The sequence below is a fragment of the Tenacibaculum litopenaei genome, from assembly GCF_964514025.1.
Taxonomy (GTDB): Bacteria; Bacteroidota; Bacteroidia; order Flavobacteriales; family Flavobacteriaceae; genus Polaribacter; species Polaribacter litopenaei.
On sequence record NZ_CAZEQT010000001.1, the window covers coordinates 599,702 to 620,929 of the forward strand.

The following is a 21,228-nucleotide window of genomic DNA, read 5'->3' on the forward strand; positions in this document are numbered from 1 at the left end:
TCTCTTAGCTCCCATACGAATTCTTCTGAGTGCTTAAGTGAGAATAGATGATGTTAAATCAATATTTAAAACAACCAAGAAGATGTACTCAAGTATACCTTTTAGTTTTATAGGGAAGTGGTTTTGCTCGGTTTGGATATGTCAAGTATTGCCAAACACGTTTTGATATATACAGCTAGGATGCTATAGGTGTAACATTAGCCAAGACAGTAACTAGAATGTTATGGAGTCGGGTCACTATTCTTCTGAAATTATTGAAGAAATCGACAAAGGAGAATCATCGAATACCAAAATAAATAAAGAGCGGTGAGGTAATCTAATTACTATCCCTTTGGTTTAAAACATAAAGGATATAATAGTGTAACAAATTCTCTAGGAAATAGCACTGCACAGAAGTTTGGGTATAATGGTAAAGAGTTAAACGATGAGTTAGGAATAGAATGGCATGACTTCGGAGCAAGAAATTATGATGCTAGTTTAGGTAGGTGGATGAATGTTGATCCTTTAGCTGAGGACTATTATGAATGGTCTCCTTACAATTTTGTTTATAACAGTCCTTTAAAGTTTATTGATCCTACAGGGATGGGGCCAGAAACAACTATTGTAAAAGATATAGGGGATGGCAAATACGAAGTAACTGCCTGGGTAGACGATGGAAAAACAGATGTTGTTCTGGAGGATGGAACGAAAATAGGAGAATCTCTTACCACACATTCTTTTGTAGATGAAAAAAACAACGCTGTTGAAGGTGCTATTATTGATACTAGTAGTACAGAAGGTCAGGATTTTATAGATGATGAAATTGTTGAAGGAGATCCTAATCTTTTCAATTATAAGGACAATGCTAAATTAAATCAAAAATATGATTTTAAATCGAGGAATCTTAAAGTTGGATCGACAGGTAAAGAAGCATTAGTTCATAGAACTAGAGGAAGTATGACAAACGATGGTAAAATGGCTTCAGCAAGAGATTTTGGAAATATGGCAGCTGGTATAGTAGCTATTAGAAATGGAGTTCCTAAACCTGTAGCTATATATATGTTTGAACAATTACATGGAGGAAAAGAACCTCCTGTAAGTTCCAAAGCGCAAGAAATAGGTTTTAAAAAAGGATTTTAAATAAAGAAACAGGATGCTCAAAAATTTAGAGCTTGGAGAGAATCAGTAAAAACTTGTAGGGGTTGTAATTAAACATTACGAAGTTGAATCACGATAAAATAAAAACTCTAAAACTAATAAAGTGTACAGTAAATTTTTATTATTAATTATATTAATCTTTACGTTAAATTCTTGTAAGAAAAATAAACCACAAGAAAAATGGCAACACATAGAGATAAGTCCAAAGGATAAATCGCAGTTAGTTACTATCATTACTAAGGGAGATAAAAGATACATTATGAATGGTACTCATCATAAAATTCCAAACGATGATTATCTATTACTTGATTTATCAGAAGTAGATCGTTTAGGAGATGGTTTTTCTGTTTGTTGGAATGAATCTAATGGATATAAATGGAAAATAGCTTCTTCTTATGCGAAATTAATAGAAAACAAGCTTGATTCATCTAAATATTTATATTATCAACCAATTAAGAAAAATGACCTTCCGATATCAATTGAATATAAAGAGTGTAATTGTGGAAGCCTATTAATTAGAGAGAACCGAAAACCTTGGGGGGATTTGGTAGTCGAATATAGGTAGTGTCACGACGAGTGTCTTGTTCTGAAATAGGTTTGCCTCTGCTAATTGATATTTAAAGAGAAGTTGAAAAGAAAGGAAAAGTTAAAAAGTCATTTATAATGCCCCCTGCTCACTCACGATTGTATCGTGTGGTTGAGCAGAAACAATAAATTGATAGATTAAATAATCAAAAAGATGGACTTAGGTTCATTTTTTGTTGTTTAGGGCAGTAGTTTTATTGTAATTTTTACTAGGTTTGGATATAGGTCAAGTATGGCTATAAACCAGACATAGATAATAGTACAGGAGTAAATGAATCAAATAGAATTGCTGTATCAAGGGAATTCCTAGTACATGAATTGTTAAGGGATGGTTTAACAAGGTTTAATAGAGGTAGTTCGTTTTTAAATGCTGTGCAATTAATAAATTTACGTAGTAGAGTGACGACAGGGAACTCTGGGGTTTAAAGAGATGGTAGGAGTTGTTGAGGAACAACTCGAATTCCTTTAACCTGGAATCAAGTTCATGGAGCTTCTCAGCAATTAAATCAAACAAACGCATTGAATAAAGTTATTTCAACAATAAATTGGTGTTCAAATGAAAATGAAATTAGTTTTAATATGCCTACTTACAATGTTAAGTGGTATTGTTAATGGTCAAAATAGACAGGTAAAAGATAGTATCATCGGGGAGAAATTTCTTAAGAAGGAACTAAGTTCTTTAAATATGAAAGTTCTTAACAATATTATTACTTACTATGATAATTCAGGGAAAGTTTTAATTATTTGGAAAGATGATCATAGGTATAAGGTTTTGAAAACTAATTATAAAACAGAATTAAATAGTGATAAACAAATAAGTCTTTTATCTAAAAAGAAAAGTATTAAAGTTGATCGCTTAATAGATAAAATAGAGCAAGTTAGTATCTCAAAATCAGATTGTATTAAAAATGCTCATTCGTTTATTAAAGTTTTTTTTAGTGTAAAAAGTGCGAGTATAGATATCTCAAATAGTTTTTATACGCACTGTGTCCAATCCAATAAAATAGCTAAAAGCCTAATTGATATTTATTTTGAATTGCGTGAATAAATTGATTTTTGATGCTATTTGTTTTTTTAAGAGGTAAATATGTCGTTGGAATGGCATCTGAAGGCTTTACAATTAAATTTAGATAATGCTTTAGGTAAAGCAACTGTTAAAGAAGAAATCTGACCTCCTCCCCTTAAATCGGACAGCTTAGAATTAGCGAGTTTAGAGTAAAAAAATGTTAAGAAGAAATAATAATGAAATTAAAAAAGGGAGACATATTTGAATTTACTATTAATGATAACACAAAAAGTTATGGGCTAATGTTTAATACTCTTAACAAGCCTCAATAGGCATACTAATTTTTGAGGGGTAATACCGTTCACGACCAGATATAGAAGAACTGTTAGCAGATACTATTTTATTCTTTGGAAATACTTTTGATGCGAAGTTATATCATAAACATTGGGTAATTATCTCCAATGAAACTTCCAATATTGATCGTATTGAACTGCCGAACTATCCAAAATATGAAAGTTATGAAAAAAATATTTTTACTACTAATTTGCTTTCTTGGTTTTCTAAAAATAAGCTACAGCCAAGATGAAAAAGAAAATTCTAAGTTTTTAAAAGCAATAATTTATTTACAGAATAATAAGGAAATTAGAGACGAGATTAGAAATGTTTTTAGAGATAAATTGATTGATAATTGTTACTTAACTTATGAAGTTGCTAATAAAGTACTTTTTATAGGTATCGATGTTTTTGAAGAATATCTGGAAAAAAATGAAAAGTTTGATACGAGTGATTTTTACAGTAATAATTTTTTTGAGCCTGAAGATCATGATTATAAAAATTTATTTCCTGAGAATAAGAATAGTGTAAAAATCCATTTTTCAAAGGTATTTAGTAATTTTTTAATAGTAGAATTAAGTCTTGATGACTATAGTGATTCCTTGTTGAAATTGGGTAAATCAATAAAAATTCTTTTTGTGTTTGATAAAAAAAACACGATTACAAAAGGAGTTTTTAAAACTCTTATAAATAATTAATTCCTCAGCTGGCACGACGTGTGCTATGAGAGCATCAAAAGATTCTCGTAACTAAAAATATAATGGTAGTAGGTCTGCCAATATGGGCCAGCAGGAGCGGGTAAAAAACTACCTTTCTGCTGTAAATAAAGTAATTTATTTGTGTGAAGCGAGAAATTAAAATATCTGGAATAAGAAGAGGTGATTTTATTAAAGAGGAAATATGAAAGTTTTTAATGTTTAGCAAAAAGGAATGTTTAAAACATTAAGGGTAACAATAGAAAATCATAACGTTAAAAAAGTTAAAGATGTAACTTATAAGAGTATTACTAATATTTTTTTCTTCGATCATGTGCTAACGTTACTGTTAGAGATTATTTTTTAAAACCAAACCCCAGTAATCCGGCTTCTATTGAAGTAATTAAAAAGATATTATATGTTGAAAATCATACTTAATATACCCATTAATTTTGTTCAAAATAGTCCGATTCTCAGAGTTGACCCTACAGGTTTACTTGATAATTATGGATTAGACACAGAAACAGGTGAAAAGAGAAATAACGGAACGAACCCAAAATACCCTCACTATATAAACGCAGCAATAGATGGTTGGAAAGATTATTAGAAAGACAATGTTTTGTATAGTATGCATACTATTATTTTCTTGTCAAAATGATAAAAAACAAAACAAGGATAATATAAAGAATATTATTGACGATTACTTAGAAACATTAATGGTTATTAAAAGTTTTAAGGAAAAAGATAAAAGTTTGTTATTGCTAAAAGTCAAAACAGATTCTCTAGAAAACTATAAATCATATAGGGTATACTTAGAGAAAGGGCTCCTTAATACTGAAAAACAACTCCCTAACAAAGTATCGACTAAAAAAGGAATTAAAATAGCTTACTTTACAGAAAAAGTAAACGGAGATTTTGATAGTATAAGAAACGTTTTATTGAATAAATCTTTCTATCATAATAACTTAGTAACTTTTAACTCAAATTACCCTGAATGGATTTTATTACGAAACATGAATAGTGATAAACAAATTCTGATCAAAGATATGTCTTATTCATCCTTAAAAGATGTAATAAAAAAATATGGAAAAAAAATTAACTAACTCGTTGCTCGGATTTATAATCGGAGGAGAGTATCAATAAGCAAATAGAAATTAAATTATAAAATAGATAAAACCGCAGCAGCGATGTTGTGGTTTTGTTGTTTATAAGGGACCTCCTGCCGAATATAGGTACTGTTAGCAATTAGAAAGCCACCGTTATTTACACTCTTTTCAATATATTCATTGGTAGGTGGTCACCAATAGTAACATAGGTCCTTTTTTTTAAGCTACTGTGCTTCCCTCCATCAGTATTGCGGTAGGGTTGATTGTTTTTAGAATGGGAGGGGCTACTGACCTGATCGTTTTTTGGTGGTACCTAAAACGTGGTGTAGAGAGACTTCCAGCTTTACTGTCAATACCTGTGACTTTTTTAAGATTTTGGTGTCTAAAAAATTGAGGAGACAAGCTCCGAGAAGAGATTGATTGCCCTGTTATTTTTGAACTAAAAATTGTATCTTGTCAATCAGTAAAGTATTAATCTACAAAAAATTATATCGAATGGGAATTTTTTCATTTATTAAAAATGCAGGTGCCAAAGTTTTTGGCATCGGAAAAACAACGGAAGAAGAAGCTGCTGAAAAAGCGAACAAATTGGTAGCGGCAGTACAGGCCCTTGAATTGGAGGTCGCAGATTTAGCAGTTACTGTAGATGATGATAAGGCAACTGTAAGCGGAGAAGCTGCAGACCTAGCAACCAAAGAAAAAGTAGTTTTAGTTGTTGGGAATACCGAAGGGATTGCAACTGTTGAAGATGCGATGACCGTTGCTGAAGTAGAAGAAATTGCAGAAGAAGCAATGGCGCAGTTTCACACGGTAGTAAGCGGGGATTCATTGAGTAAAATTGCAAAAGCCTTTTACGGAGACGCAATGAAATATCCTGTTATTTTTGAAGCAAACAAACCTATGCTTAGTCACCCAGACAAAATTTATCCGGGACAGGTTTTAAGAATACCACCTTTAGTGGACTAATCAAAAGTTAATCAACCAAGGGAAAAAGCACTGCAATAGCAGTGCTTTTTTAGTTTGACAGCCCTTATTTTACGGTGAATTGTAACGCTGATTGTAAAAAATATACGGATATTTGCAGCTTTAAATTTTAGGTAGGATGAATGGTAGAGTATTAGCGTTGCTAGCAACTTCAATAGCAACGTTGATTTATGGTATTACCTTTACGGTAGCCAAAGAAGTAATGCCCACTTTTGTAAAACCGTACGGGTTTATCTTTCTCAGGGTAGGAGGGGCTTGCACGGTGTTTTGGCTTTTGAATGCTTTTGCTGTCAAGCAAAAAATAGAACGCGCAGACTATAAAAAAATAGCCATGGCAGCTTTTTTTGGGGTAGCCTTAAATATGCTGTGCTTTTTTAAAGGATTGAGCTATACAACGCCAATTAGTGCCTCTGTAATGATGGTGACCACCCCAATATTGGTATTGATTTTTTCGAGTATCTTACTCAAAGAACGTATGATTCCGAGAAAAATAGCCGGAGTGATCATTGGGTTAATCGGAGCTGTAATTCTCATTGCTTACGGTAGTCAAGGAGGTGGCGACGGCGAAAATAGAATGCTGGGGAACTTTTTGGTGCTCGTAAATGCGGCCTCTTATGCAGTGTATTTGGTAGTCGTTAAAAGCCTCTTACAAAAATACCATCCGTTGGTATTCGTAAAATGGCTGTATACCTTCGGTTTCTTGTTTGTACTGCCCTTTGGTATCCAAGAGTTTTTAGAAGTCAACTGGCAAACCATGCCAACAGGAATTTACCTACGAGTAGGTTTTGTTGTCCTTTTTACTACCTGCATTACGTATTTGTTTAACCTGTTTGCGCTGTCAAAACTCAAACCTACTACGGTGAGTGTATTTATCTATTTGCAGCCTGTTATCGCCGCCATTTATGCCCTTTTTGTAGGGAGTGACTCCTTAAACTGGGTGAAAATTATAGCGACCTTACTCATATTTTTTGGAGTGTTTTTGGTAACGAAACAAGGAGCTGAATCAACTCATAAATAAATGTATCTTTGCAGCTAATAAAATTGGAAGTATGATACACTCTATGACCGGGTACGGTAAAGCCGTTTTGCAGCTGGCAACCAAAAAGGTAACGATTGAAATAAAATCGTTGAATAGCAAAAACTTAGACCTAAACACCAGAATACCTTCGTATTACAAAGAGAAGGAACTCAGTGTTCGTAAAAGGTTGGCCACCAAATTGGTAAGAGGTAAGGTTGATTTTTCCATTTTTGTTGAAATGACGGCCGACGAAACCAGTACTACTGTAAACAAAGGAGTTGTAAATGAGTATATGGAACAGCTGCGTAACATCGTACAAACGGGATCGAGCCAGGATGTCGATTTGTTGCACATGGCAATTAAAATGCCAGATGCGTTAAAAACGGAACGCGAAGAGCTAGATCCAAAAGAGTGGGCAGAAATTGAAACGGGTATCGAAAAAGCCCTCGAAGAAATTGTACAGTACAGAAAAGATGAAGCAGCCTCGTTGGAGGAAGACTTTAAAACCAGAATATTTAATATCCGTGAAGCGTTAAAAGTTATTGATAGTTTGGATGGCGATCGTATCCAGCACGTTAAAGAACGCTTGCGAAAAGCCTTGACTGATTTAAAGGTGGAGGTCGATGAAAATCGCTTTGAACAAGAATTGATTTACTATTTGGAAAAGTTGGATATCAACGAAGAAAAAGTGCGTTTGACAAATCACCTAGAGTACTTTTTACAGCAGTTGGCAACTCCGGAATCCAATGGAAAAAAACTCGGGTTTATCGTGCAAGAAATAGGAAGAGAAATCAATACAACCGGATCCAAAGCTAATTACGCACCTATGCAAAAGTTAGTGATCCAAATGAAAGATGAACTAGAGAAAATTAAGGAACAAATTTTAAACGTATTATAAGAATGGCGAAAGATTTTCAAGGGAAGTTATTCGTATTTTCTGCACCTTCTGGGTCGGGTAAAACTACTATTGTACGCCATTTATTGGCACAAGAACGGTTTAATTTAGAATTTTCTATTTCAGCGACTTCTCGCAGCCCACGAAGCAATGAAAAAGATGGAGTTGACTATTACTTCATCAGTTTGGAAGACTTTAAAAACAAAATCAAAAGCGAAGAGTTTTTAGAGTGGGAAGAAGTGTACCGCGACAACTTCTACGGAACATTAAAAACCGAGGTTGAGCGTATTTGGGCAAAAGGGAAGCACGTGATTTTCGATATCGATGTGGTAGGAGGATTGCGAATCAAAGAAAAATTCCCTGAACAAACCCTGGCGGTATTTGTAAAACCACCAGATATTAATGAGCTACTCCGTCGCCTAAAAGACCGAGGAGAAGAAAGTGAAGACAAAATCAACATGCGCGTAGCGAAAGCCTCTGTGGAGTTAGCAACAGCACCGCAGTTTGATCAAATTATAAAAAATTACGATTTAGAGGTAGCCTTACAAGATGCGGAAGACCTCGTTGATAATTACCTAGGTATTAAACAATCGAACTAAGAACACATGAAAAAAATAGGGCTGTATTTCGGGACGTTTAACCCAATTCACGTAGGACATTTAATTATTGCCAACCACATGGCAGAGTATTCTGACCTCGATGAAATTTGGATGGTGGTTACACCGCACAACCCTTTTAAGAAAAAAAGTAGCTTGCTAGATAATCACCATCGTTTGGAAATGGTGTATCTAGCAACGCAACATTTCGATAAAATTCAACCTTCTGATATCGAATTCCGATTGCCGCAACCTAATTATACCATCAATACCTTAGCGCATATTTCAGAGAAATATCCCAAGTATGAGTTTAGTATAATTATGGGAGAAGATAACTTGAAAGGCTTCCACAAATGGAAAAATTACGAAACCATATTGCAAGACTACAACGTGTATGTGTATCCGCGAATTTCTGAAGGTAGGGTAGAACATCAGTTTCATAATCACCCTAAAATTCACCGTGTTGATGCCCCAATAGTACAAATTTCTTCTACTTCAGTACGAAAGGGAATCAAAGAAAATAAAAACGTTCGACCCCTTATTTCTTCTGGGGTTTGGAAGTATATAGACGACATGGGGTTCTATAAAAAATAAAAAAAATAGCACTTTTTTAAAACTTTTTACAACTGCTGAGGTCAAAGAACTGATTAACTTTTAAAAATTAGAAATTATGACCTTAAGATTTGTTAAAAGAAACGTTTTATTCCTTTTGAGTGTAGGTTTATTAGCTTTTGCTTCTTGTAACACCAACGATACAGATGATTTAGTAAGTGATGTATTAACTACTGAAGAAGCGTTGAATGTTGTCCTGGCCGATGATATTGCTTCGGATGTGGACGATGTTATTGAAGACGACGCTCCCCTGAGTGAAGGATCAGCAAGAGGAACTTCTTCACAAGGAAACCACCCGCAGTGTTTAACCAGAACAGTAGAGGATACTGCCACAGGAAAAATTGTAACCTTAGATTTCGGAACAGGATGTGAAGGCCGAAAAGGACGCGTGTACGCAGGAAAAATAATTATTACCTATGTAAAAGATACAGGATCGTTCTCTAAAACCGTGCGTTTTGATAATTTTTCAGTGAATGGAAATGCTGTAGAAGGTGGAAAGTCAGTATCAAAAGTACGTGAAAATGCCAACGGAAATCCAGAACGTACGCATACGGTAGACATTACGGTAACCTTTGATTCTGGAGAGGTGATTGTTAAAAAAGGAGAGAAAACAAAAGAAAAGATCGCAGGTGCTGATACGGATGATAGAGGTGACGATGTCGTAATGATCTCTGGATTTTGGGAGTCAGTAAAGAAAGATGGATCTGAAGTAAAAGCAACAATTACAACAGACTTGAGAAGAGAGTACGCATGTAAGTACATCGTGAGTGGAGTAGTGGAAATTTCTAAAGGAGGAAATGACTATACCTTAGACTTCGGAGATGGTTCTTGTGATAATAAAGCAACGTTAACCGATTCGGCTGGTAACGTAAAAGAAATCACTCTTAAGTACAGAAAAAGACACTAAGTCTCAGTTTTTTTAAAGAGCCAGTACCGAGTGCTGGCTTTTTACTCTTAAAATCATTAAATTAATACGAGTTAAAACTTTTTTGACTTTCCAGGGTCTAAAGGATAAATCCACGCCATATGAATGAAGCGCTCTTTATAAAAGAACTAACCAGCAAAAAGACAAGAGAAAAGGCATTCGCCAAATTGCTCGATCTGTATCAAGAGCGTTTGTATTGGCACATACGTAAAATTGTGGGAACTCACGAAAATGCTGACGATGTATTGCAAAATACATTTATTCGCGTTTACAGGAGTTTGGCAAATTTTAAACAGGATAGTTCCCTGCACACTTGGATGTATAAAATAGCGTACAACGAGTCGATTCGTTTTTTGGACAGGGAGAAGAAAAAACACTTTTCATCCTTAACGGAGGTCAATGAGCACTTTTTGGGAAGTTTGCAAGGAGATAGCTATTTTGACGGTGAAGAAGCACAGATGAAGCTGCACGAAGTGTTAAAAGGAGTGAAAGAACACCAACGAAGAGTGTTTATGATGAAGTATTACGATAATTTGAAGTTTCGAGAAGTAGGAGAAATTTTAGAAATTAGTGAGAATACTGTAAAAACGCATTATTACGCCGTGGTAAAGCACATTGAAAAAAATATTAATGCGGTAGCCTATATAGAAAAAATTAAAGCCTAGTTTGTTATGAAACTTCAAAGTGATACCTTTAACAATCGAAATACATTAGATGTGAATTCAGAAAAAATACATAAGTCAGATTTAGGGCTCAGCGTTCCTGAAAATTATTTTGCCAATTCTAAGAAAGCAATTTTGGCGCAAGCCATGGCAGAAGAATCTAAAGGACGTGTCGTTTTTTTTCGTAAAAAGGTAGTGATGTGGTCTGCGGCTGCAGTTGTGGCATTGTTATTGACCCTTACTATTACCAACCCATTTAGCAAGACAGAACTCCCCGTAGAAGACGATATTTTACTGGCTTCTATGGTAACTGAAGAATCGGATGTGGACGCCTTGTTAACGGATTTTGTCAACGACGAATTATTGACAGAAGAAGTTTTTACGGAATAATAAAACTTTTTTAACTTTTTGAGGTCTAAGTAGATGTAGATTAAGAGTAACATGAAACAGATAAGAAACATAGTAGTAATTTGTGCGTTTTTATGGGCACTACCTTTGGTGGCTCAAGAGCAGCAAGCCGATTTGAATTTGTCGTCGGAACAAAAGGCCATGCTCAAAAACCAAAAGGCACTGATAAAAAAGAATAGGGAAGAATTTAAGGCGTCACTAACTCCCGACCAACTCGCAATTTTACGCGATAAGTCGATGACAAAAAAGGCCCGTCAAATAGCCCTGAGAAAAACGTTGACCGTTTCTCAAAAACAAATCATAAGGCAAAATAATAGCAGCGTCAAAAAAGCGAAAGCTCAGTTTAGAGCAACGCTGACGCCGCAACAAAAACAGCGCCTCCGTAAGCGGATGGCAAAAAATAAAACCGACGTACGCAAAAACGTCCGTAAGAATTTACGTAGAGAAAAGAGAAAAAGAATGCGTAACTAACCAAGGTAACGCAATATTTGGTTGATCTGAGTGGTTGAATTATTCAACCACTTTTTGTATTTTTCTACCTTAATTAAAAATATGAAGAACGTTTTTTTAGTACTTGTCGCACTCCTGTTAGGTATCCCCGCCTATGCACAAGAAGTAGATTCAGGCATTTCTGAAGACGATGTAGAGGAAATTAATGAGATTATCGACGACCTCCTCGGTCAAGATGAACTCAGTGATTTACTCAGTAAAAGTACCACGACGAACTTTCTTCACTTCTCTTTAGAGTACGCAAACAACACTTTTTTTGCCGGACGTGATATCGGAGTAGATCAGTACTCCCTGAGTCCGCAATTGTCGTATATACATGCCAAAGGATTTTTTGTGAGTGCTTCGGTGATGTATTTTGACGAATTTACCCCTAAGTGGGATAACGGAGCGCTGAGTATCGGCTATGGAAAGCGCTTTGGGAAACGCAAAAACTTTCGTTGGGCTGCCAATTACGAACGTTATTTTTTTTCGAATGCTTCCGACAATCCTTTTAGCAATGCAGTCAACGCGAGTATAGAAGTTTCGAATAACAAACGAACATTGGGTACTGAACTAGCGGCAGGATTGCTGTTTGGTACGGACGAAACCTTGCAATTGGTATCGTCGACCTACGCCGAACTTAATTTGTTGACTTCGGGGTCGAGCCAGCTGGCATTTCGTCCAGAATTGCGATTTGTTATTGGCCGACAAAGCGTGCAGCTCTCGCGAACCTTCTTCTTTCGAGGGAGGCGAATTACCGTATACCGACAGCAAGACGATTTTGGCTTTTTAAATACGCAGCTGTTACTGCCATTGCAATATTCCCTTGGAGATTTTGAGTTCGAATTGGGATACCAACTAAACTTTCCTTCGGCCCTAGAGGGCGAAACAAATTTAAAGACTACGGGTACATGGACGCTATCACTGTCGTATCTCTTTGATTTTTAAGTCTAGTTTAATACTTTTTTAAGAAATGAATTGCTAATTTTTCGTTGTATATTTGGATTCCAATTCTTACTACTGTGGCTAAATTAGATAAAAACCGAAAGCTCAAGCAAAAGCTTACCGATAAATACAGGTTGGTAATTTTGAACGAAGACACCTTTCAAGAACGATTTTCGTTGAAGTTGTCGCGTTTGAATGTATTTGTTTTTGGAGGATTGTTTTCGATAGTATTGATTGTATTGACAACTTTTTTAATTGCCTTTACTTCACTGCGAGAATACATTCCAGGCTATTCATCGACCAAGTTAAAAACAGATGCTAAAAATTTACTGTTTAAGGTCGATACTTTACAGCGAAAATTGAATCGATTAGAAAATTATGCCCTAGCCATTCGACCAGTACTCACAGGAGATATCAAGGCCGAGAAAATTGATTCTATCTTAGAGCTCAGCCGAGATACGGCTTTCAATGATTCTCGCCTGTTAGCGTCGAAGGAAGATTCATTGTTTAGAGAAGAAATTGAACGTGAAAGTAGGTTTGGTTTAAGTGATGGCGCCTTAGAACGTGCAAAAACGGTGTTCTTTTCACCGTTAACCGGAACCATTTCCCAAAACTACAACATCGATGACAAACATTTTGCCGTTGACATAGTGGCTCAAACAGGAACTCCCGTAAAAGCCGTTGCCGACGGTCGTGTAGTGATGTCAGAATGGACGGCCGAAACAGGTTATGTGATAATTATTCAGCATCCAGGACAGTATATTTCAGTGTACAAACACAACGGTACACTCTTAAAAGAGCAGGGAGCCTTTGTAAAGTCAGGAGAAGTGATAGCAACCGTAGGGTCTACAGGTGAATTGACTACCGGACCACACCTTCATTTTGAGTTATGGCACGATGCCCACCCTGTAAATCCAACTAATTATATAGATTTTCAATAGATGAGTATAAAGTCACGATTGGCGATCCCCTTTGCCAAACGAGTTAAAAAAAGCGTGTTAAAATGGGCCAATAACCCGTTAAAAACACAAGAAAAAGTGTTTCAACATCTCGTTTCAGAGGGGTGTAAAACCGCTTTTGGAAAAGATCATGATTTCGTTTCTATTAACAATTACGAAGACTTTAAAAAACGCGTTCCTATCAATGATTACGAAGGATTACGTCCTTATGTAGATCGCGTGGTAGCTGGGGAATCAGACGTACTCTGGAAAGGACGTCCATTGTATTTTGCAAAAACCTCAGGGACCACTTCAGGAGCCAAGTACATACCGATTACCAAAGAGTCGATGCCGACACATATTACCGCCGCAAGAAATGCACTGTTGCTGTATATTGCAGAAACCAAAGATGCCCGATTTGTGGATGGTAAAATGATTTTCCTCCAAGGAAGCCCTGTACTGGAAGATAAAAGTGGAGTGAAATTAGGTCGCTTGAGCGGAATTGCTGCACACTACGTTCCGAACTACCTACTAAAAAATCGCTTGCCGAGTTGGGAAACCAATTGTATTGAAGACTGGGAGACCAAAGTAGATAAAATTGTTGAGGAAACCTTACCTGAAAACATGACCGTTATTAGCGGAATTCCGTCATGGGTACAAATGTACTTCGAAAAACTCATCGAAAAGACAGGCAAAAATATCAGTGAGCTCTTTCCTAATTTTAATTTCTTTATCTACGGAGGCGTAAACTTTGAGCCCTATAAAAACAAGTTTGAGAGCCTAATAGGGAAAAAGGTCGACTATATAGAACTGTATCCTGCCTCTGAAGGATTTATCGCATATCAAGATACCCAAACGGAGAAAGGAATGCTGTTACAGCTAAACTCCGGTATGTTTTACGAGTTTATTCCGGCTACGGAATTTTTTGATGAGAATCCAACGCGAGTTTCACTAAAAGACGTAGTGCTTGGTGTAAATTATGTAATAATCTTGAATACTACTGCTGGTTTGTGGGGGTATAATATTGGCGATACCGTTGAGTTTACCTCTTTACAACCCTATCGAATCAAGGTAACAGGAAGGATTAAGCATTTTATTTCGGCTTTTGGTGAGCACGTTATTGGAAAAGAAGTGGAGCTGGCCTTAAATGAAGCCATTAAAGGAACTCCTATCAATATCAGTGAATTTACTGTGGCTCCACAGGTGAATCCTGAAGTGGGCTTGCCGTATCACGAGTGGTTTATCGAATTTGAAACAGCACCTGATAACCTTGAAGCCATGGCTGAACGTATCGATGCTTCCATGCAAGAACAGAACATTTATTACCGTGACCTTATTGAGGGGAAAGTATTACAACCTCTTAAGATTACGAGAGTGCAAAAAGGAGGTTTTCACGAATATATGCGTTCTATTGGAAAGCTAGGAGGGCAAAACAAAATTCCACAACTTTCAGACAATCGAAAAATAGCCGACGTATTATCCAATTTTAAGGCAGGTTCTTAAACTCAGTAAAAAGAAGAACTGACGATGAGTAGTGACTACTTTACTCATTGTCGTTTTGATAACTGCATGCACAGTGGTACTTTGGAATAGATAACCTGTATTCTATGAAAAAATTAGTACTATTCTTGTGTGTGTTGAGTGCCCTAACTACGGTAGCTCAAGGAGGTCCGTCAATTGCGATTTCAGGAGCGGACCCGTTGCGATTAATCGATGTTAAGGTGTATACGACCATTGTTGGTGGCTATGCGAAAACTACCTACGACTTGCAGTTTTTTAATCATACTGATCGAGAACTGGAAGGGGAGTTTTTATTTCCCCTTGGGCAGGGTCAAACAGTGACTGAGTTGGCCATGGAACTCCGAGGAAAACTCAGAAAGGCCGTCGTAGTTGAAAGTACCAAGGCCAGAGTAGCCTACGAAACTACTGTGCGTGGGAATATAGATCCCGCCTTATTGGAGAAAACGGCGGGAAATAATTATAAGGCGCGTGTATACCCTATTTTTCCTAAGGAAAAGAAAAGAATAATCATCAGTTACGAAGAGGTACTTCCGCCAAGCGCGGCGAAGTTACGCTACGTACTCCCGTTTCAGTTTCCCAATCCGATTCCAAAAATGCGTTACGAGTTGGAAATAGCCGGAAATAGTGCGTTGCACATCGTAGAAAGTCCTATAGGGCGATTAAAACAGCAACAGCAGAAAGGTTTAACTAAGGTAGTACGAGAAATCAGCAATGCGAAACTCAATACCCCCTTAGTACTGGACATTGAATATACAGATAGCACTGCACAGCTGTATGTTCAAAATGACACCTTTTTGTGGTTACCTCCTGCAGGGCTAGCAGTACCACAGAAACCAGCACCCAAATCACTCAGTATCTTTTGGGATGTTTCGTATTCTATGGAACAGCGAAATTTAGCCAAAGAACTAGCACTCCTTGACCGGTACTTTAAGCGTATAAAAAACCTCGAGGTAAATTTGATTTGCGCGGCCAACGAACTTCGATATTCACGTGTGTTTAGCGTTAAAAAAGGTGATTGGACGGCCCTTCGAAAGGCGTTGGTAGCACGTGTTTACGATGGTGGAACCCGTATAAAAATTCACCCTACACACTTGATGGATACGGAGGAACTTTTAGTATTCACCGATGGCTTGGTGAATGTGGGGAGTTTACAATTACCGAAAACTACAGGGCTGTACCTAATCAATGCCTCTGTTCAGGCCGACCATGAAGTGATGGAGGCACAAGCCTTGGTGAAAGGAGGTAGCTATATCAATTTGAATCGAATGACCTTGGAAGCAGCGGAAAAGGCACTCTGGAATGCTCCGGTGAGCTTAGCAGTCTCTGGCGTTGATACCACTACTGTATTTCCACCTGCAGGGGCACTCGTAGACATAAAGCAACCCGTGGTCGGAAAATTGAGAAAAGGAAGGCAACCTAGTTTTGAATTACGAGTGGCTGGTAAAACATTGTATACTAAAGAAATTGAATCACAATCGTATGTCCCTGCAAGCTTTGTGACCAAACGATGGGCGTATCGTAAGTTACAGGCTATGGAACAACAACGGGTGAAACGCGAACAACTTGCGGCCTTTGCAAAAGAACAGCAATTGGTAACTGCTTATACTTCCTTAATTGTTTTAGATAGAATAGAAGACTATGTGCGCTATGAAATTGTGCCTCCATCAGAATTAAGGAGTGCATACAAGCGATTGCTGGCTGAGCGATTGAAGAGGGCTACAATTTCGGAGCTCGAAGACGCGAATCAGATTCAAAATGAACTAGCAAAGGTGAAATTGTGGTATGAATTTCCTTTCAGCAGTGAAAAGGCTAAAACTACATCGCTTCAAGATAATACCGTTGAAGAGCCTACTGTAGTGCCTCAAACTGCGGTCCTTAGTACAATGACGAAGGTTCCAGAACAGGAAGAGCAACAGACAGCAACAGAGTCGAACCACGCAACGCCTCAGCAAATAGGAGGTTTTCGTATAGACGATATCCAACCAGAAAATCGAATTAAAGTGACCGGGGTAATTTCAGACGAAAGTGGCCCACTACCAGGAGCAAGCATTGTTTTGAAAAATACGACCTACGGGACGGAAACTGATTTTGACGGTAATTACAGTATAGAAATTCCCAAAGGAGGCGTATTGGTGTATAGTTTTGTGGGGATGAATACGGAAGAGCATCGCGTAACGAATTCAGTATCATTAAATGTTGTGTTAGCAGCGGCTAACAATTTAGATGAAGTAGTAGTTGTGGCATATGGGGTTAGTTTAAAGAATACCGTGATGAATGCCAGTCTTGCTGGTGTAGTCAGTGGTGTTCAGACTGCTGTTAAAGAAACAACTTCAGGAGTCATAACAGAGAATTCAATTACTGAATCGTCTCCATTGTTGGTATTAGACTTGAAGGTAAGAGCGATACAGCAACTTCAAAAGCTATCGAAAGACGCTATTGAAGAGGTGCTGGTATTGAAACCGAAAGAGGCAATGAAAATCTACGGTGTAAAGGGACGCAATGGAGCTATTGTGGTATTTACTACTACAGGTGTTGAAAATAAAGAACAAGAAATTTCTGCATTTAAAGAAAAACTAAAAAAGCAGATCCAGCTTAAGGGCTGGAATGCGCAGGAAGTATATTTAAAAGAACTAAAGGCGATAGCCGATAATGACGCATGTTATACTGCCTATTTAAAAGTGCGCAGTCGTTATGAAAATATTCCCATGTTTTTTGTCGATGTCGCTCAACTTTTTAAACAGCGTGGTGCTGAACAGTACGCTCTTAGAATACTTACTAATCTGCTAGATATGGATTTAAATAACTACGAATTGCTAAAATTGGTTGGGTATTTATCAGAGGCCTGGGGAGCAACACAATTGGCTGTGGATGCTTATAAAAAAGTACTGGAACTGCGACCCGAAGATCCACAGTCGTATAGAGACTTGGCTTTGGCATATCAAGGAATAGGAGCTTATCAAAAGAGTTTTGATATGCTATGCGATTTTTACCGTGGAAAGCACCTCAAATTAGACAGGGGAGGACGTTTTGAAGGGATTATTGAAGCCGCTTTTTTAGAATTGAATCACCTAGTGGCCACCAAGCGAAACAAACTACAAATTCCTGAGGATCTCAGTGAAGTTTTCAAACCGATGCCCATGGATGTTCGTATTGTAATTGACTGGAATCACAATGATACAGATTTGGATTTATGGGTAGAAAATCCGAAGCGAGAAAAATTGAATTATCAAAACAAAACTTCTGAAGTTGGTGAGCGTATGTCTTATGATTTTTTAGAAGGCTTCGGACCCGAAACTTACAAGGTTAAAAATGCGCCTTCCGGAACCTACACCATCGAGGTGGATTACTATGATGATATAAAAAATCGCATTTCAGGACCTACTTTTGTCAAAGTAACTGTCTATACGAAATACGGGAGTCCAGAAGAAACGAAAGAGATTAACGTAATTCGTTTAAGCGGAAAAGAAGAAACCGTACAAGTAGGTAAGGTGGTGTTGAGACAGTGATAAATTCTATGGGTTCAATCGTCTTTATTTAGTATTTTTACTCAGGAACAAGCCAGAACAATATGAAAATAATCGCAACGAACATAGGAGAACGAAAAGAAGTAGACTGGAAAGGAAAGACCGTCGTAACCGGAATATTCAAGTACCCAGTAACGGACCCCATTTTTTTAGATACCGAAGAGGTTAAAAACGATGCCATTTGTAACAGGAAATACCACGGTGGGGTAGATCAGGCTGTATATGCCTATTCCCTTGATCATTATGCCTACTGGCAAGAGGCTTACCCTGACTTAGAATGGAGTCACGGTATGTTTGGTGAAAACCTTACGGTTGTAGGTTTAGATGAAGCCGTACTACACGTCGGAAATCAGTACCGAGTAGGGGAAACCGTGCTAGAGGTAACCAAGCCGAGAGAGCCGTGTATGAAATTAGGAGTTCGTTTTAATAACATGAGAATTGTAAAGCACTTTTGGAAAGAGAATTTCCCTGGGGTGTACTTTAAAGTATTACAAACGGGGCAAGTGAAAGCCGGTGATGTTTTTGAGTGCCTCAAGTCCTGTCCTGAAAATGAAACCATCGTCGATGTCTATGCGAGAAAGCGCAATAAAAAATAAACCAAAAACCCCGAACACGAGTGTTCGGGGTTTTTGGTTTATTTCTTTCGCAGGTATACGTTGCCTAATGACGATTTGATATTGATGGCAACACCCCCATTATTCATTGCGCGGAGTATTTTACGTGAATGCGTATTCTTTGGAGTCTTCGAGTTCTTTTTTTCTTTTAAATTCAGGTCACTGTAAACCATTCCTCGCGTTTCTACTGAGAGGTCGGCATTACTGTTTTTGGGTAGGGTAACATCTATTTCTCCACCAACAGTGCTCAAAGAGGTAGGAGAAGCCTGGTTGAGCATGGAAAAATCTACGGTGATGTTTCCGATACTGGTATAGGCAGTAACAGGTCCTGTGATGGCTGAGAGCTTAATATTACCATGCGGACATTGTACGGAGATTTCTGAACTAAATCCACGGAGGGACACAGCGCTATTTGATCTTGATTTTACTGAAATCATCATGTTTTGCGGTAATTCGATAACGACCGGTTTTCCTTGAAGTCTCGATTTGAGGTCTTTGACTAAGAGTCCTGTACCCTTTTGCTCAATTTTAAAGCCAAAACCGTTGGTTTCATCCTTGCCATCGGGATATATAGGTACAAGTCCTTTGGCTTTAACAACTTTTAAAGAATCGTGTTTTTTAGTGTGATGGCTAAAAAAGGTTCGAGTTGGATAGGTACAATCCTCTACCTGCGTTTCACAATCCGCCTTCGTAGCATTGCGGATACTCAGTGAATTCCCCGAAGACTTGGCTACGATGGTGATATCTGAGTTTACTTGGATGGTCACTTGCTGAACCCCTTTTAAAGAGCGTGTAAAAGCGGTGTTTTGAGCAAAGAGGCTCGAACTTAGTAGTATAAATAATATGCTGGTAATTTGTTTCATAAGGTGTTGATTTAAATTACATGAGGTTGGCCATTCCGTATTGTAATTCTTGTTTAACTAAATTGGGTGTTTGTTGATTTTCAAAGAGTTTTTTCATCGAAGGCAATGCCCTAGTTTCTTTGATATCGGTCAATATCTGTATCAATTCAATTTGAATGATGGCTGTTTCTTCGGTGGTTAAGGCTTTTAACAAGGCTGTTTTGACGCGTTCTAGCGCGCTGAACTTACGCAGTGATTCTGCAGCTGCCAAACGGACATTGACGTTTTCTTCGTGAAAGAGTTTCGCAATGATGGCATCGATAATTTTTGGATGCTCTTGATTGAACTGTATAGCTGCCTGAGCTGCCGAAAGGCGCTTGCTCGGTGATGCACTGTTGATATTTGCAAAAAAGCGTTGTTCTGCAGAAGCAATAGTACTGGTTTTTACCGAGGAAGTACTTACGGTGTGTTGGTATTTACCCAACAAGAAAGAACCTATTACAAGGGCAATACTCGCAGCGATATTTTTGAAATTCCACGTCGGTTTGCTGATAGCAATGATTTTGGAAGTCGGTGTTGAGGTACTTGTTGCCAGTTCCGCTGCTAAGAAATGCTCAAACCTCTGTTGCAATTGTTCGCTAGGAGCTTCTTCAGGAACTGTATTGAGAACGCGTTCTAATACAACGACCTCGTCGTACTGCTTTTTACACGTCTGACAAGTAGCTACATGCAAGCGCAATTGTACCAGCTCTTCTGAGTTTAGCGCCCCTGCTAGGTATAATTCACAGGCCTGTTCTATTTCCTTACACTTCATAATGGGTTCCTTTAGGTTGATGATTAAAAAAGGCGCTTCTCAGCTTTTTTAGAGCACGGTGCATTTTTACTTTGAGTGCACCCGCACTACTTCCTGTAATATGAGCCAATTGTTCGTAACCGATTTCTTGTAAACGATGCAGGATAATCAGTTCTCGGTCAGCAGGGGTTAAGTGCTGCAAGCACAATAGCAAATGAGCAATCTCCTCGTCTCGATCTAAGGGAGTGACCAAGGGGATTTTTGCCAATTCATCGGAATGGACCGATTGCAGCCTCATTTTCTTACTTTTCTGATAATGGCTAGAAAAAATATTGCGGGCAATGGTAAACATCCACGACTGAAAATTTCCTTCTTGATACGATGTCCGATATTTTAAAATTTTCTCAAAAACTTCCTGTGTTAAATCTTCACTCAACGCACTGTCCAATGTCATTTTCCTGTAAAAATTGTACAGGTGCTTGTGGTGGCGTTCAAACAACAGGGCTAATTTTTTTAAATCGCCCTGACGTACGCATAACATAAGCTGTTCATCAGTTAGGTGCTTCAAAATGTCGTTTTTGATAGTTGTTATATTGATAA

22 protein-coding genes and 1 pseudogene are annotated in these 21,228 nt (G+C 37.7%); 20 read left to right on the plus strand and 3 right to left on the minus strand.

Annotated features, from left to right (window positions below):
- Positions 1 to 333: 333 nt before the first annotated feature.
- The 20 genes and pseudogenes from ACKTS5_RS02515 to ACKTS5_RS02610 form a co-directional block, all read left to right on the plus strand.
- A pseudogene (locus ACKTS5_RS02515) lies at positions 334 to 1,119 on the plus strand (RHS repeat domain-containing protein); the annotation flags it as partial.
- Between the two features lie 121 nt (positions 1,120 to 1,240).
- Complete coding sequence (locus tag ACKTS5_RS02520) at positions 1,241 to 1,702, plus strand: hypothetical protein (protein ID WP_408042255.1); 462 nt, start codon at positions 1,241 to 1,243, stop codon at positions 1,700 to 1,702.
- A gap of 576 nt (positions 1,703 to 2,278) precedes the next feature.
- Positions 2,279 to 2,770, plus strand: coding sequence for a hypothetical protein (locus ACKTS5_RS02525; RefSeq protein ID WP_408042256.1), 492 nt, complete (start codon positions 2,279 to 2,281; stop codon positions 2,768 to 2,770).
- A 476-nt stretch (positions 2,771 to 3,246) separates the two neighbouring features.
- Positions 3,247 to 3,759, plus strand: a complete 513-nt coding sequence (locus tag ACKTS5_RS02530; protein ID WP_408042257.1) for a hypothetical protein — start codon at positions 3,247 to 3,249, stop codon at positions 3,757 to 3,759.
- Between the two features lie 415 nt (positions 3,760 to 4,174).
- The gene (locus ACKTS5_RS02535) at positions 4,175 to 4,363 is read left to right on the plus strand and encodes a hypothetical protein (protein WP_408042258.1); all 189 of its coding nucleotides are present in this window, start codon (positions 4,175 to 4,177) and stop codon (positions 4,361 to 4,363) included.
- Complete coding sequence (locus ACKTS5_RS02540; protein ID WP_408042259.1) at positions 4,344 to 4,859, plus strand: hypothetical protein; 516 nt, start codon at positions 4,344 to 4,346, stop codon at positions 4,857 to 4,859. The genes ACKTS5_RS02535 and ACKTS5_RS02540 overlap by 20 nt, the downstream gene beginning before the upstream one ends.
- Positions 4,860 to 5,357: 498 nt before the next feature.
- Complete coding sequence (gene lysM / locus ACKTS5_RS02545) at positions 5,358 to 5,828, plus strand: peptidoglycan-binding protein LysM (RefSeq protein WP_408042260.1); 471 nt, start codon at positions 5,358 to 5,360, stop codon at positions 5,826 to 5,828.
- Positions 5,829 to 5,964: 136 nt separating this feature from the next.
- The gene (locus tag ACKTS5_RS02550) at positions 5,965 to 6,864 is read left to right on the plus strand and encodes a DMT family transporter (protein WP_408042261.1); all 900 of its coding nucleotides are present in this window, start codon (positions 5,965 to 5,967) and stop codon (positions 6,862 to 6,864) included.
- Between the two features lie 31 nt (positions 6,865 to 6,895).
- Positions 6,896 to 7,762: a YicC/YloC family endoribonuclease gene (locus tag ACKTS5_RS02555; protein ID WP_408042262.1), complete on the plus strand. Its 867-nt coding sequence runs from the start codon at positions 6,896 to 6,898 to the stop codon at positions 7,760 to 7,762.
- Positions 7,763 to 7,764: 2 nt separating this feature from the next.
- A complete protein-coding gene (gmk, locus tag ACKTS5_RS02560; RefSeq protein ID WP_408042263.1) occupies positions 7,765 to 8,358 on the plus strand; it encodes a guanylate kinase in 594 nt (197 codons plus the stop codon).
- Between the two features lie 6 nt (positions 8,359 to 8,364).
- Positions 8,365 to 8,949, plus strand: coding sequence for a nicotinate (nicotinamide) nucleotide adenylyltransferase (gene nadD / locus ACKTS5_RS02565; RefSeq protein WP_408042264.1), 585 nt, complete (start codon positions 8,365 to 8,367; stop codon positions 8,947 to 8,949).
- A gap of 76 nt (positions 8,950 to 9,025) precedes the next feature.
- On the plus strand, positions 9,026 to 9,874 hold the full coding sequence (locus tag ACKTS5_RS02570; protein WP_408042265.1) for a hypothetical protein: 849 nt from the start codon (positions 9,026 to 9,028) through the stop codon (positions 9,872 to 9,874).
- Between the two features lie 119 nt (positions 9,875 to 9,993).
- Complete coding sequence (locus ACKTS5_RS02575) at positions 9,994 to 10,557, plus strand: RNA polymerase sigma factor (RefSeq protein ID WP_408042266.1); 564 nt, start codon at positions 9,994 to 9,996, stop codon at positions 10,555 to 10,557.
- A gap of 6 nt (positions 10,558 to 10,563) precedes the next feature.
- Entirely contained in the window at positions 10,564 to 10,944 is a 381-nt protein-coding gene (locus ACKTS5_RS02580; protein WP_408042267.1) for a hypothetical protein, read from the plus strand.
- Positions 10,945 to 10,995: 51 nt separating this feature from the next.
- Positions 10,996 to 11,433: a hypothetical protein gene (locus ACKTS5_RS02585; RefSeq protein ID WP_408042268.1), complete on the plus strand. Its 438-nt coding sequence runs from the start codon at positions 10,996 to 10,998 to the stop codon at positions 11,431 to 11,433.
- Between the two features lie 81 nt (positions 11,434 to 11,514).
- Entirely contained in the window at positions 11,515 to 12,399 is an 885-nt protein-coding gene (locus ACKTS5_RS02590) for a hypothetical protein (protein ID WP_408042269.1), read from the plus strand.
- 74 nt (positions 12,400 to 12,473) lie between these two features.
- On the plus strand, positions 12,474 to 13,337 hold the full coding sequence (locus tag ACKTS5_RS02595) for a M23 family metallopeptidase (RefSeq protein ID WP_408042270.1): 864 nt from the start codon (positions 12,474 to 12,476) through the stop codon (positions 13,335 to 13,337).
- Positions 13,338 to 14,837 (plus strand): GH3 auxin-responsive promoter family protein, encoded by a 1,500-nt coding sequence (locus ACKTS5_RS02600; protein ID WP_408042271.1) that lies wholly within the window; start codon positions 13,338 to 13,340, stop codon positions 14,835 to 14,837.
- 104 nt (positions 14,838 to 14,941) lie between these two features.
- Positions 14,942 to 18,361 carry a VIT domain-containing protein gene (locus tag ACKTS5_RS02605; RefSeq protein WP_408042272.1) on the plus strand — a complete coding sequence of 1,140 codons (3,420 nt, stop codon included), beginning with the start codon at positions 14,942 to 14,944 and terminating at the stop codon, positions 18,359 to 18,361.
- Positions 18,362 to 18,423: 62 nt separating this feature from the next.
- Positions 18,424 to 18,975, plus strand: coding sequence for an MOSC domain-containing protein (locus ACKTS5_RS02610; protein ID WP_408042273.1), 552 nt, complete (start codon positions 18,424 to 18,426; stop codon positions 18,973 to 18,975).
- A 38-nt stretch (positions 18,976 to 19,013) separates the two neighbouring features.
- Here ACKTS5_RS02610 and ACKTS5_RS02615 read toward each other — a convergent pair whose 3' ends face one another.
- Genes ACKTS5_RS02615 through ACKTS5_RS02625 form a run of 3 tightly spaced genes read right to left on the minus strand, consistent with a single transcriptional unit; the run spans position 19,014 to position 21,196 of the window.
- On the minus strand, positions 19,014 to 19,856 hold the full coding sequence (locus tag ACKTS5_RS02615; protein WP_408042274.1) for a DUF4097 family beta strand repeat-containing protein: 843 nt from the start codon (positions 19,854 to 19,856) through the stop codon (positions 19,014 to 19,016).
- Positions 19,857 to 19,872: 16 nt separating this feature from the next.
- Positions 19,873 to 20,649 carry a HEAT repeat domain-containing protein gene (locus tag ACKTS5_RS02620; protein WP_408042275.1) on the minus strand — a complete coding sequence of 259 codons (777 nt, stop codon included), beginning with the start codon at positions 20,647 to 20,649 and terminating at the stop codon, positions 19,873 to 19,875.
- Positions 20,639 to 21,196 (minus strand): RNA polymerase sigma factor, encoded by a 558-nt coding sequence (locus ACKTS5_RS02625; protein ID WP_408042276.1) that lies wholly within the window; start codon positions 21,194 to 21,196, stop codon positions 20,639 to 20,641. Before ACKTS5_RS02625 ends, ACKTS5_RS02620 begins: the two co-directional genes overlap by 11 nt.
- Between the last annotated feature and the right edge of the window lie 32 nt (positions 21,197 to 21,228).